This is a genomic window from Streptomyces sporangiiformans (assembly GCF_005768555.2).
GTDB lineage: Bacteria > Actinomycetota > Actinomycetes > Streptomycetales > Streptomycetaceae > Streptomyces > Streptomyces sporangiiformans.
Map to the genome: position 1 here is coordinate 32,685 of NZ_VCHX02000339.1, position 11,452 is coordinate 44,136.

Genomic DNA, 11,452 nt, shown 5'->3' on the forward strand with positions numbered 1-11,452 from the left:
CCTAAAGTGATGCATGTCCAGGTGCGAAGGCAGGACCTACTTCCACTGATAATGGGGCGGCCGCGGGTTCGAGTCCCGCCACCGGCACAACGCGCCGGTGTAGCTCAGGGGTTAGAGCACCTACGTCGGTTCCGCCGGCCTTGAACTCTGGACACCACAACTTCACGCACCTCCCGGTGCGCTGGCTGCGGCTACTTCTTTGGGTGAAACTATGCCGCCGCCGACTTGATCTCGGGAGGCGCGACATATGGTGTGCGCCCGGTGTGCAGGCTGCGGTTACTTCTCTGGATCAGACGGTTGCGGGTTCGAGTCCCGTCATCGACTTCGGGTCGGTGTAGCTCAATTGGTAGAGCTTCTGGCTAAGTCCGTCGCCGACCCCTGATCTCGGGCACGCTCCATTTTCGCGGCTCCCCCAGAAAATCGATGAATTCGGGGGAATTCTCATGGCGCGTTTTAACACCAAGTCCGTCAAGGCGCAGCCCACTTCGCGCGTGACGTCGACCGGGCGCGTGCTGCGCACGTATCAGGGCGGCCGCGGCCAGGAGCGCGACGCACGATCGGAGCTCTTCCTGCTGGCTCTCGCCAACTTCGTTTCGCAGAAGACCTTCTACGAGACCGGTGCCGATCGCGACGACCGGTTCTCCGCGCTCGTACGCAAGCTCGCTGTCGAGGACCCGGTGTGGACCGCGGGTCTGCTCGGCTGGCTGCGTGGCGAGGGCAACCTGCGGACCGCCTCGATCGTGGGCGCCGCCGACTACGTGAAGGCGCGCCTCGACGCGGGCGCGACGGACGGACCCGCGAACCGGCAGGTCATCGCCTCCGTACTGCGGCGCCCCGACGAGCCCGGTGAGCTGCTGGCGTACTGGACCTCGACGTACGGCCGCGCCATTCCCAAGCCCGTGAAGCGGGGCGTCGCCGACGCCGTGCGCCGGCTCTACAGCGCCAAGTCGCTGCTGAAGTACGACACCGCGTCCAAGGGCTACCGCTTCGGCGACATCCTCAACCTCGTGCACGCGGCGCCGGACCCGGACAAGCCGTGGCAGGGGGACCTGTTCCAGTACGCCCTCGACCGGCGGCACAACCCGGACACGGCCGTCGTGCCCAAGTCGCTGCCCGTCCTCACGGCCCACCGTGACCTGATGGCCCTGCGGCCCGCCAAGCGGCGCAAGGTCGTGACCGGAGCGCACGGCGCACAGCGCCTTGCGGACGCGGGAATGACCTGGGAGGCGCTGGCCGGCTGGCTGCAGGGGCCGATGGACAAAGCGGCCTGGGAGGCCGTGATCCCGTCCATGGGCGCCATGGCGCTGGGTCGTAACCTGCGGAACTTCGACGAGGCGGGTGTCTCGGACGAGGTGGCGGCCCAGGTCGCCGCGAAGATCAGCGACCCGGCGGAGGTCGCGCGCTCGCGGCAGTTCCCGTTCCGCTACCTCGCCGCCTACCAGCACGCTCCCTCGCTGCGCTGGTCGTACCCGCTGGAGCAGGCGCTCGGCCACTCGCTGGCCAACGTGCCGGCGCTGCCCGGACGGACGCTGGTGCTCGTCGACCGCTCGGGCTCGATGTTCTACTCGCGGCTGTCCGACCGCTCGGAGCTGACCCGGGCGGACGCCGCGGCGATCTTCGGTACGGCGCTCGCGCTGCGGGCGGCCGACGCGGACCTCGTCGAGTTCGGTACGACGAGCGACCGCGTGCGGTTCCGCAAGGGCGAGTCGGTGCTGAAGGTGCTCGAGCGGTTCGGTGACCTCGGCGGTACCAACACCAGCGAGGCGGTGCGCCGCCACTACAGGAAGCACGACCGGGTGCTGATCGTCACGGACGAGCAGTACGCGTACAGCCACCAGGGCGACCCGACCGAGCAGGTCCCGGCACAGGTGCCGGTCTACACCTGGAACCTGGCCGGCTACCGGGCGGGCCACGGCCCGTCGGGGCAGGGAAACCGCCACACCTTCGGCGGCCTCTCGGACGCGGCTTTCCGGATGGTCCCGCTGCTGGAGGCCGCGCGGGACGCGGACTGGCCGTGGGCCGTGTGAGGACGGGGGACGACGGGGGGTGACTGTGGCCCGCACTTTGGTGCGGGCCACAGTACGTGCTCGGGCGGGGAGCCCGAGAAGGCATCTCGGCGTGGTCTCCGGAGAGCAACTGTGCGAGGCGTGCACCTGATGGCTCTTCGCGCGAGGTCATTGTTGTACGTCGCTGTGGAGCGTGAACCAGACCGTCTTGCCGATGCCGCCGGTACGAGGTTCCGCGCCCCACTCGTCCGCCAGCGTCGCCACCAGGGGCAGGCCCCGGCCGGACTCGTCGGCCGGTGTTGCCTCCCGGAGCGTCGGCAGCGTGTCGTTGGTGTCCGCCACGGACACGCGGAGACGGCCGGCGTCCAGGACGCAGCGGGTCCGGATCTCGTGGCCGGAGGCGACCGTCGCGTGGCGGTACGCGTTCGTCATCAGCTCGCTGAGCAGGAGTACGGCCGTTTCCGCCATCTCGTCCGGGAGCTTCCATGCGGTGGCCTGTTCGCGGAGGAGGGCGCGGGCCCGGCCGACGCTGCGGGCGTGGCGGGGCAGGTGCCATTCGACGTCTTCGATGAGCCCGGCGTCGTCGCGGTTCTTGGGCATGCGTGCGCTGTTCCTTGCGTGTGATTCTCCGTCATTTGCGGTGATCAGGCTGGTGCTTGGTGCGTAGCCTCGGGGAGTGGCGGAGTGGGTACACAGCGTGCTTGTACACGGTGTGGCAGCGGGAGGCGGGTGGGTGCATGGCTTCCGGGGAGTCGCAGCAGGCGCAGCAGAACTGGCGGTACTGCGGTGGGCAGATCAAGTTGTGGCGGGAGGAGGCGGGGGTCAGCCGGCAGCAGTTGGCGAGTGAAGCCGGCTACGACTTTGAGTACGTCAAGTCGATGGAGTGCGGGAGGCGTAGGTCGACGCTGCGGCTGTTGCAGGTTGAGGATCAACTGTGCCGAGCACGGGGCAAGTTGGTGGCCGCGCACGAGTTTCTGAAGCCTGAGTCGTTTCCTCAGCGGACGCAGCAGTACGTGCTGGTGGAGTCAGAGGCGATCACGGTGCAGTGGTACGAGACGATGCTGATTCCGGGGCTGCTGCAGACGGCGGAGTACGCACGGGAGTTGATCAGCAACGACTGCCCGCCGCTTGATGAGGAAACGGTGGCGGAGCGGGTCGCCGCGAGGCTCAAGCGACAGGAGAAGCTGACCCGCAAGCCACTCGCGCTCTTCAGCTTCGTCCTCCATGAGGCCGCACTACGTGGCGTAGTCGGCGACGAAGGGGTGATGCCCAGGCAGCTTGAGCACCTGTTGGAGGTGGGGCAGCAGCGCAACGTCTCTATCCAGGTGCTGCCGTTCAAGTCTGCCCCAGCGGCTGCACTCAGCGGGCCGATCGTACTGGTGGAGACCGCCGACCACGAGCAGTACGCATTCGCCGACGGCCAAGAGACGGGTGCGCTGTACGGCAGCGGGGACAAGCTCAGCATTCTCACTCAGCGGCATGGCATGATCCGCATGCAGGCGCTTAGCGTTGAAGAGTCTGCCCGGTTCATCAGGAAGTTGGCGGAGGAGCTATGAGCGCCGAGCTGTCGTGGTTCAAGTCCAGCTACAGCGATTCGTCGGGCAGCGCCTGCCTCGAAGTCGCTTGCCGTCGACGCGACTCCAGCCCTCACACCATCCACATCCGCGACTCGAAGCTCGGCCCTGGGAGCCCCCGCTTTGCCGTCCCCGCCGACGCCTGGGCCGTCTTCGTCGCGTACGCCTCCCGCGAGGCCTGAGCTCCGGCCGAGCCCGAAGTCGCCCCCGGCGATGACACTTCAGGCCGAACTGTCATCGCCGTACGAGAACCCCAGGAACGGAACTCGGTGAGGACTTGGCCCCGCAGCGCGAGCCACTGGTGTCGGCGCACTGGATCGGACAAGCTGCGGGCCCATGGACTGGATGCCCCTGCTTTCCACACTGTCCGGCGCCGTCATCGGCATCACAGCCACTCTGATCGCCGATCGCAACCGGTGGCAGCGGGAGGAGGTCAGGCACGCGCTGGAAGCACGGCGCGAGGTTTACACCGAGTTCGTTTCCGCCCTCAAAGCCGCAGGTGAAGAGATACGGGCCGTCGCCTTGGGCGATCACATGTCAGAGTCGGCGCGTGACTCGGCCGTGCGGGAAGCCGTCCGTGGCACTGGCATCTACACAGCAAGTGAACGCCTCTGGCTCGTGGGCCCGCCGCAGGTGGTGGCGGCAGGGAACGAGGCGTTCCACAGCCTGCGCGCGATACGCGACGCATACGCCCAGGGGGTGGCTGTCGGTTCCGCCGAGGAAGCTCCGCTGATAGCGCAGCGGCGTACGGCCATGGCTCAGATGCGTCGCGTCATGCGTGAGGACCTGGGCGTCGGGCCCCTCGGGATCGAGTGATCGCGCGGGCCGCCGTCGTTCCGCAATGCGGCCTTGTGTGTGCCCACGATTGACATCTAACATTTCAATTCGTGGAGGCCATACGACCCGTGCGCCGCACCCTGCTCAGGGACCGCGCCTACGAAGCGATCCGGGACGCCATCGTGGCCGGGGAGATCGAGCCCGGTGCGGTGGTGCGGGATGCCGAGCTCGCGGAGCGGCTCGGGCTGTCCCGGGCCCCCGTGCGCGAGGCCTTCTCCCGGCTCGTGGACGAGGGGCTGCTGGAGAGCAAGCCGCAGAGCTACACACGAGTGACCCCTGTCGTGGCCTCCGACGTGCGGGACGCGGCGGCCGTGGTCGGCGCCATGCACGAACTGGCGACGCGGGTCGCCGTGCCCCGGCTGTTCGCCGCGGACGTCGAGGCGATGCGCGCGGCCAACGAGCGGTTCACGGAGGCCGTTCGGGCGGGCGACGTGGACACCGCACTGCGCGCCGACGACGAACTGCACGACGTGCTCGTCCGCGTCAGCCGCAACCGCGCGGCCGCCGCCACCATCACCCGCTACACCCCGCTCATCCGCCGGCTGGAGCGACGGCGCTTCGGTGAGGGCGGCAACTGCCGTTCGGCCGGGCTGCACGAGCGGCTGATCGAGGCCTGCGCGGCCGGTGACGTGGACGAGGCGGTCCGCGTCACCGCGGAGATCTGGCGCAGCCTGGCCGACATGGACGCGCTCGCCGACGAAGAGGCCCACTGACTCAGGGAGGACTCCCATGTCCCTTTCTTCCTACGAGCGTTACCCCCTCCTCTTCGGGCCGTCGCCCGTGCACCCGCTGGAGCGGCTCACCGAGCACCTCGGCGGTGCCTCCCTGTGGGCCAAGCGCGAGGACTGCAACTCCGGTATCGCGTACGGCGGGAACAAGACCCGCAAGCTGGAGTACCTGGTCGCCGACGCGCTTGCGCAGGGCTGCGACACGCTGGTCTCGATCGGCGGGGTGCAGTCCAACCACACCCGCCAGGTCGCGGCCTGCGCCGCCCGCGCCGGGCTCAAGTGCGTGCTGGTACAGGAGAGTTGGGTGGAGTGGCCCGACGCCGTGTACGACAAGGTGGGCAACATCCTGATCAGCCGGCTGGCCGGTGCCGACGTCCGCCTCGTACGGGCCGGCTTCGGGATCGGCTTCAAGGAGAGCTGGGAACAGGCGCTCCGGGAGGTCGAGGAGACGGGCGGCAAGCCGTACGCCATTCCGGCCGGCGCCTCCGACCACCGTCTCGGCGGGCTCGGATTCGCCGGGTGGGCTTACGAAGTCGCGGAGCAGGAACGCGAGTTGGGCGTCTTCTTCGACACGGTCGTGGTGTGTTCCGTGACCGGCTCGACCCAGGCGGGCATGGTCGCCGGTTTCGCCGCCTTGGAGGAGGCGGGCGGACGCCCCCGGCGGGTGCTGGGCATCGACGCCTCGGCTGCGCCCGGCCGCACCCGCGAGCAGATCGCCCGGATCGCCCACCGCACCGGCCAACTCATCGGCGTACGCAAGGAGCTGACCGAGGCGGAGGTCGAGCTGGACGAGCGGTACCACGCGGGCACGTACGGCGTCCCGGACGAGACGACCCTCGACGCGATGCGCCTCGCGGCCCGCACCGAGGGCATGGTCACCGATCCCGTGTACGAGGGGAAGTCGATGGCCGGGATGATCGACCTGGTGGCGCGCGGCGAGATCGGCAGGGACTCCACCGTGCTCTACGCCCACCTGGGCGGACAGCCCGCGCTCAACGCGTACAGCGCGCTGGTCTAGAACGGGTGGGTCCACCCGGCACCCCGTGCCGCGGTGGCCGGATACAGTGCACAGCGTGTGGGCCGACAACCAGCAGCGGGAGCCGCGTACCGACCAGCCTGACGGCCCCCGCCGCCGGGCCACGATCCACGACGTCGCCCGGCTGGCCGGAGTGTCGCGCCAGACGGTCTCCCGGGCGGTCAACGACAAGGGCGAGATCGACCCGGCCACGAAGGAGCGGGTGCTGGAGGCGGCCCGCATGCTGGACTACCGGCCGAGCCGGTTCGCGCGGGGCCTGGTCCGCAAGGGGGCGGTGACGGCGGGCCTGGTGATCCCGGACCTGATGAACCCGTTCTTCCCCGAGGTGGCCGCCGGTGTGCTGGAGGCCGCCGAGCAGCGCGGCTGGCAGGTGGTGGTGTGGGACTCCCGCACCGACGACGCCAGGGAGCGGGAGACGCTCGACGTGCTGTCCCATCAGGTGGACGCGGTCGTGGGCTACTTCAAGAACGAGGACGACGTCCTGGCCCGGCACCTCGGCGGGGTGCCGCTGGTGTTGCTGGAGCGCGGCCCGCAGCAGACCCGGTTCGCGGCCGTGGGCATCGACGCCGCCGCCGGCCTGGAGCAGGGCATCGCCCATCTGGTCCGCGCGGGGCATCGCAGGATCGGCATGCTGGACGGCGAGCGGCTCGAATCTCCCGGCCCTCGGCGGGAGGCCTTCCTGGACCAGGTCCGGCGGCACGGTCTGCCCGTCGACGAGAGCTGGATCGTGCTGTGCCGCGAGCACAGCGTCGCGGGCGGCGAGACGGGTATGGCGCGACTGCTGGACGCCAAGCCCGAGATCACCGCGGTCTTCGGCTTCAACGACCTGATCGCCATCGGCGCGATGCGCGCCGCCCGGCGCCGCGGCCGGCGGCTGCCCGACGACCTGGCCGTCATGGGCTTCGACGGACTCTCGCTGGGGGAGCTGGTGGAGCCCGCCCTGACCACCCTGCACCTCGACAAACGACAGCTGGGACGGCTGGCCGTCGAGCAGGTGGCCCGGCTGCGGGCGGGCGAGAAACCGCTGAGCGGCGCGGACGCGTGGGTGCTTCCCGAACTGGTGGTACGGGCGTCCGCCTGACCTCGCCTGCTCCCGGCCGACCCCGCACGCACCGTCGGAGCGCGCCAACACATCGACGGTGTACGTCCCTTGACACTGGTTTTTGGCCACCCCGATACTCGACGGCAACGTTCACGTGAACGCTCACGGACCCCCACGGATCCCCAGACGCTGTCGGCCAGAGCCCGGGACCTTCTGCCGACATCGTTGTCATGCCTCCCCCCTCACGTAAACGGGGCCGCGGCAGCGCCCTGTCCTGGCCGAGCCGCCCCCGGAAAGCGAGTGCGCGCCCATGGAACACCGAACGATGTCCCGCAGAGGCCTGCTGGGGGCCTCCCTGGGCGGCGCGGGCGCCGCTCTGCTGGGCCTGTCGGGATGCGGGGCCGCCAATGGCTCGGTCTCGGCGGGCACCGACCATCTCGGCCTCTGGTACTGGAACGGAGCGTTGAGCGACAAGCTCCTCGCCACCGCCGCGCGCGGAGTGCCTGGTGTGCCCGGACTGAAGGTGAAGGGTTCGCCGATCGCCGGCGAGTACGAGTCGAAACTGCTCACCAGTCTCGCGGCCCGCGCCTACGTGCCGGACCTGGCCTGCGTGAATTCCAGCGTCTCGGTGTTCTTCCCGGACGAGCACGAGTTCCTGGATCTGAAGGACCTCGGCGCGGGTGCCCTCGAGGACCAGTACCTGGACTGGAAGTGGAAGAGCGGCACCAGCCCGTCGGGCCGGCTGGTCGGCTTCCCGCTCGACGCGGGCCCCACCGCGCTCTACTACCGCAGGGACCTCTTCGAGAAGGCCGGGCTGCCCACCGAGCCGGGGGACGTCGCGGAGGCCACCTCGACCTGGGAGAAGTACCTCGCGGTCGGACGGACCCTCAAGGCCAAGGCGCCCGGCAACCCGTACCTGGTCTCCCAGATCGCCTACGTCTTCCGGATGGCCCTGTACCAGAGCCCTAAGCAGTTCGTCGACGCCGACAACCGCTTCATCGGCGACCAGGAACACGTCAAGCACGCCTGGGACTTGGCGGTGGAAGCCTACCGTCAGCGGCTGAGCGCCAGGGTCCTGGACTCGACGCCCGACTACAACGCGGCCATGAGCCGCGGCCGGGTCGCCACGATGATCAACGCGGTGTGGGCCATCAACGGCCTCAAGGAGGTGGCGCCGAAGACCTCCGGGGACTGGCGGCTGACCGCGATGCCCAGCGGGCCGGCCAACTACGGCGGCTCGTACGTGACCATCACCCGCTACTGCCGTGACCCGGAAGGGGCGTTCGCCTTCCTGAAGTGGATGCTCGGGCCCGCGAACCAGCTGAAGAGCTATCAGGAGATGGCGCTGTTCCCCACCACCCCGGCCGTCTACACCAAGCCGGCGATGCAGAAACCCGACCGCTTCTTCGGTGGTCAGATCCCCGTCGACGTCTTCGGCCCGGCCGCCGAGAAGGCCCCGGTCATCTTCTTCAGCCCCTACGAGGACACCGCCAACACTCCCGTCTTCCAGGAGTTGACCAACGTGGAAACGCTCGGCAAGAACCCCGACAAGGCCTGGCGGGACGCCATGAACGCCTGCGAAACCGCGCTGTCCCACCTGGGGGTGAGCTGACGTGGCCACAGTCGCAGGAACAGCGCAGGTCCCCGCGGCCGGCAGCGGCGACGAGGCGGGCGGCCGCCGTGCTCGCGCCGACGCCCCGCGCGGCCGGTGGCGGCGCCATCTCCCGCCCTACCTCGCCATCTCCCCGTACTACGTCCTCTTCGCCGTCTTCGGGGCCTTCCCCGTGTTCTTCTCCCTCTACCTGTCCTTCCAGGACTGGGACGGCATCGGGGACATGCGCTTCGTCGGCCTGCAGCAGTACTCCTGGCTGCTCCAAGACTCGGTGTTCTGGCACTCGATCCTCAACACCTTCGAGATCTGGTTCATGTCCACGGTGCCGATGCTGTTCCTGGCCCTGGTTCTCGCCTTCCTGCTGCACTCGCAGGTGCGCTACGCGGCCGCCTACCGGGTGGCGTACTTCATCCCCAACGTCACCTCGATGGTCGCCATGACCATCGTCTTCGGCTCGGTCTTCGCGCAGTCGGGCCTGGCCAACTCGATGCTCAAGGCGATCGGGATCGACGGCGTCAGCTGGCTGACCTCCGCCCTCGGCATCAAGTCGGCGATCTCCATCATGATCATCTGGCGGTGGGTCGGCTACAACGCCCTGATCTTCCTGGCGGGTCTGCAGGCCATACCTTCCGAACTCTTCGAGGCCGCCCGGGTCGACGGGGCGAGCAGCCGGCAGACCCTCTTCCGGGTCGTGGTGCCGCAGCTGCGGCCGGTGATCCTCTTCGCCGTCATCACGTCCACCATCAACGGCCTGCAGATCTTCACCGAGTCCCAGGTGCTCTTCTACTCGGACGACCCCGGAACCACCGGCGGGCCGGGCCAGGAAGGTATGACCATCGTGCTCTATCTGTGGCAGAAGTCCTTCAACGACCACCAGTTCGGCTACGGGGCGGCGATGGGCTGGCTTCTCTTCGCGCTCATCGCGCTCTTCGCGATCATCAACTGGCGGCTGGTGTCCGGCTCCGACCGGGACGGCCGTCGCGGCATCGCCTGGCGCAAGGAGGCCCGCAATGGCCGCTGACCACACGTCCTCCACCGCAGGGCTCGCCATCGGCGCCGGCAGCAGGAGGGCCCGGATCTGCGTCCGCGTGGCCCTGCTCCTCGGGGTGCTGGTCTCGATGTTCCCCTTCTACTGGCTGGTGGTGATGGCCTCCGGAACCAACCAGGACATCCTGGACTACCCGCCGAAGCTGGTGCCGGGCACCCAACTGCTGCACAACATGGGGGAGGTGATCGACCGCATCGCCTTCTTCAACTCGCTGTTCAACACCGTCGTGGTCGCCGTGACCGGCACCGTGCTGGTGCTGTTCTTCGACTCCCTGGCCGCCTTCGCCTTCGCCAAGTACGAGTTCCCGGCGAAGAAGTTCCTCTTCGGCACCCTGATGGCCACCTACATGATCCCCGCGCAGCTGTCGCTGGTGCCGCAGTTCGTCACCATGGCCCACTTCGGTTGGGCCGGCACGCTGAAGGCGCTGATCATTCCCGGCGCGGCCAACGCCTTCGGCATCTTCTGGCTGCGCCAGTACGCGCAGAACTCGCTGCCCGACGAACTGCTCGACGCCGGACGGATCGACGGCGCCGGCTTCTTCCGGCTGTACCGGACGGTCGCGCTGCCGCTCTTCCGGCCCGCGCTGGCCTTCCTCGGCATCTTCACCTTCATCAGCATCTGGAACGACTACATCTGGCCGCTGGTCGTCATGGTCAACCCCGACCGGCTCACCCTCCAGGTGGCTCTCGCCAACCTCAGCGTGGCCTACAACACCAACTACGCCGTGGTGATGGCGGGGGCGTTGATGAGCGTCGTCCCGCTGATCGTCGTCTTCCTGCTCGGGGCGCGGCACTTCTTGCGGGACCTGGCCGCGGGGGCGACGAAGATGTGACCGCCAGTCGAGTCCGCAGACCGGACATGCGGCGGGGCGCCCCCTCGAAGGGGGCGCCCCGGATGCGTGCGGGCTCTTAGAGCGCCTGCGCCGCGGGCTTGACCATGCCGCGGACCGTACGCGACTTGACGAAGTCGCCCATGGCCGTCATCTCCCACTCGCCGGAGAACTGCTTGATCAACTTGGCCATCATGACGCCGGTCTGAGCCTCGGCGTTGGTGAGGTCGAAGCGGACCAGCTCCTCGCCCGTGGCGGCGTCCAGGAGGCGGCAGTAGGCCTTGGCGACCTCCGTGAACTTCTGGCCCGAGAAGGAGTTCACCGTGAAGACCAGGCCGGAGACCTCCTGGGGGAGGCGGCCGAGGTCGACCGTGATGACCTCGTCGTCCCCGCCGCCCTCACCCGTGAGGTTGTCACCGGAGTGCTTGATCGCGCCGTTGACGATCGAGAGCTTGCCGAAGTAGCAGCTGTCGATGTGGTTGCGCTGCGGTCCGTACGCGATGACCGACGCGTCCAGGTCGATGTCCTTGCCGCGGTAGGCCGGCTCCCAGCCGAGGCCCATCTTGACCTGGGACAGGAGCGGGCGACCGCCCTTGACCAGGGACACGGTCTGGTTCTTCTGGAGGCTGACGCGGCCCTTGTCGAGGTTGATCTTTCCGGTGCCGGGTGCGGGCGGGGCGGGCGGTGCCGGGGGAGCGGCCGCGGGCGGGGGCGTGGCGGCGAGGCGCGGGTCCAGGGGC

Annotated in this window: 12 protein-coding genes and 1 tRNA gene; 11 read left to right on the top strand and 2 right to left on the bottom strand. The window is 68.9% G+C overall.

The window, feature by feature from the left end; translation table 11 throughout:
* Nucleotides 1–14 precede the first annotated feature (14 nt).
* A tRNA-Ile gene (locus FGD71_RS47790) sits at nucleotides 15–84 on the top strand.
* 359 nt (nucleotides 85–443) lie between these two features.
* The gene (locus FGD71_RS43215) at nucleotides 444–2,027 is read left to right on the top strand and encodes a TROVE domain-containing protein (RefSeq protein ID WP_119106067.1); all 1,584 of its coding nucleotides are present in this window, start codon (nucleotides 444–446) and stop codon (nucleotides 2,025–2,027) included.
* Between the two features lie 147 nt (nucleotides 2,028–2,174).
* On the opposite strand, the gene FGD71_RS43220 is transcribed toward FGD71_RS43215, so the two are convergent.
* A complete protein-coding gene (locus tag FGD71_RS43220) occupies nucleotides 2,175–2,606 on the bottom strand; it encodes an ATP-binding protein (protein ID WP_119106068.1) in 432 nt (143 codons plus the stop codon).
* Nucleotides 2,607–2,743: 137 nt separating this feature from the next.
* Here FGD71_RS43220 and FGD71_RS43225 point away from each other — a divergent pair, with 137 nt between their 5' ends.
* From FGD71_RS43225 to FGD71_RS43265, 9 genes are all read left to right on the top strand, one after another.
* Nucleotides 2,744–3,562: a helix-turn-helix domain-containing protein gene (locus tag FGD71_RS43225; protein WP_119106080.1), complete on the top strand. Its 819-nt coding sequence runs from the start codon at nucleotides 2,744–2,746 to the stop codon at nucleotides 3,560–3,562.
* Entirely contained in the window at nucleotides 3,559–3,762 is a 204-nt protein-coding gene (locus FGD71_RS43230; protein WP_119106069.1) for a DUF397 domain-containing protein, read from the top strand. Before FGD71_RS43225 ends, FGD71_RS43230 begins: the two co-directional genes overlap by 4 nt.
* Nucleotides 3,763–3,916: 154 nt before the next feature.
* Nucleotides 3,917–4,396, top strand: coding sequence for a hypothetical protein (locus FGD71_RS43235; protein ID WP_240437054.1), 480 nt, complete (start codon nucleotides 3,917–3,919; stop codon nucleotides 4,394–4,396).
* Between the two features lie 71 nt (nucleotides 4,397–4,467).
* Complete coding sequence (locus FGD71_RS43240; RefSeq protein ID WP_119106070.1) at nucleotides 4,468–5,130, top strand: GntR family transcriptional regulator; 663 nt, start codon at nucleotides 4,468–4,470, stop codon at nucleotides 5,128–5,130.
* A 16-nt stretch (nucleotides 5,131–5,146) separates the two neighbouring features.
* Nucleotides 5,147–6,163, top strand: coding sequence for a 1-aminocyclopropane-1-carboxylate deaminase (locus FGD71_RS43245; RefSeq protein WP_119106071.1), 1,017 nt, complete (start codon nucleotides 5,147–5,149; stop codon nucleotides 6,161–6,163).
* A 55-nt stretch (nucleotides 6,164–6,218) separates the two neighbouring features.
* Nucleotides 6,219–7,262 (top strand): LacI family DNA-binding transcriptional regulator, encoded by a 1,044-nt coding sequence (locus FGD71_RS43250; RefSeq protein WP_119106082.1) that lies wholly within the window; start codon nucleotides 6,219–6,221, stop codon nucleotides 7,260–7,262.
* 286 nt (nucleotides 7,263–7,548) lie between these two features.
* Nucleotides 7,549–8,835, top strand: coding sequence for an ABC transporter substrate-binding protein (locus tag FGD71_RS43255; protein ID WP_119106072.1), 1,287 nt, complete (start codon nucleotides 7,549–7,551; stop codon nucleotides 8,833–8,835).
* 1 nt (nucleotide 8,836) lies between these two features.
* Nucleotides 8,837–9,856 (top strand): carbohydrate ABC transporter permease, encoded by a 1,020-nt coding sequence (locus FGD71_RS43260; protein WP_119106073.1) that lies wholly within the window; start codon nucleotides 8,837–8,839, stop codon nucleotides 9,854–9,856.
* Nucleotides 9,846–10,715, top strand: coding sequence for a carbohydrate ABC transporter permease (locus FGD71_RS43265; protein WP_119106074.1), 870 nt, complete (start codon nucleotides 9,846–9,848; stop codon nucleotides 10,713–10,715). The genes FGD71_RS43260 and FGD71_RS43265 overlap by 11 nt, the downstream gene beginning before the upstream one ends.
* 76 nt (nucleotides 10,716–10,791) lie before the next feature.
* Here FGD71_RS43265 and FGD71_RS43270 read toward each other — a convergent pair.
* A partial coding sequence (locus FGD71_RS43270) for a TerD family protein (protein ID WP_181359392.1) occupies nucleotides 10,792–11,452 on the bottom strand: 661 nt, incomplete at its 5' end.

Excerpts from the sequence above, each read along its gene's own strand:
- FGD71_RS43225 (WP_119106080.1), top strand. The coding sequence starts at position 2,744 with ATGGCTTCCGGGGAGTCGCAGCAGGCGCAGCAGAACTGGCGGTACTGC.
- FGD71_RS43255 (WP_119106072.1), top strand. The coding sequence starts at position 7,549 with ATGTCCCGCAGAGGCCTGCTGGGGGCCTCCCTGGGCGGCGCGGGCGCC.
- FGD71_RS43230 (WP_119106069.1), top strand. The coding sequence starts at position 3,559 with ATGAGCGCCGAGCTGTCGTGGTTCAAGTCCAGCTACAGCGATTCGTCG.
- FGD71_RS43245 (WP_119106071.1), top strand. The coding sequence starts at position 5,147 with ATGTCCCTTTCTTCCTACGAGCGTTACCCCCTCCTCTTCGGGCCGTCG.
- FGD71_RS43220 (WP_119106068.1), bottom strand. The coding sequence starts at position 2,606 with ATGCCCAAGAACCGCGACGACGCCGGGCTCATCGAAGACGTCGAATGG.
- FGD71_RS43235 (WP_240437054.1), top strand. The coding sequence starts at position 3,917 with ATGGACTGGATGCCCCTGCTTTCCACACTGTCCGGCGCCGTCATCGGC.
- FGD71_RS43215 (WP_119106067.1), top strand. The coding sequence starts at position 444 with ATGGCGCGTTTTAACACCAAGTCCGTCAAGGCGCAGCCCACTTCGCGC.
- FGD71_RS43265 (WP_119106074.1), top strand. The coding sequence starts at position 9,846 with ATGGCCGCTGACCACACGTCCTCCACCGCAGGGCTCGCCATCGGCGCC.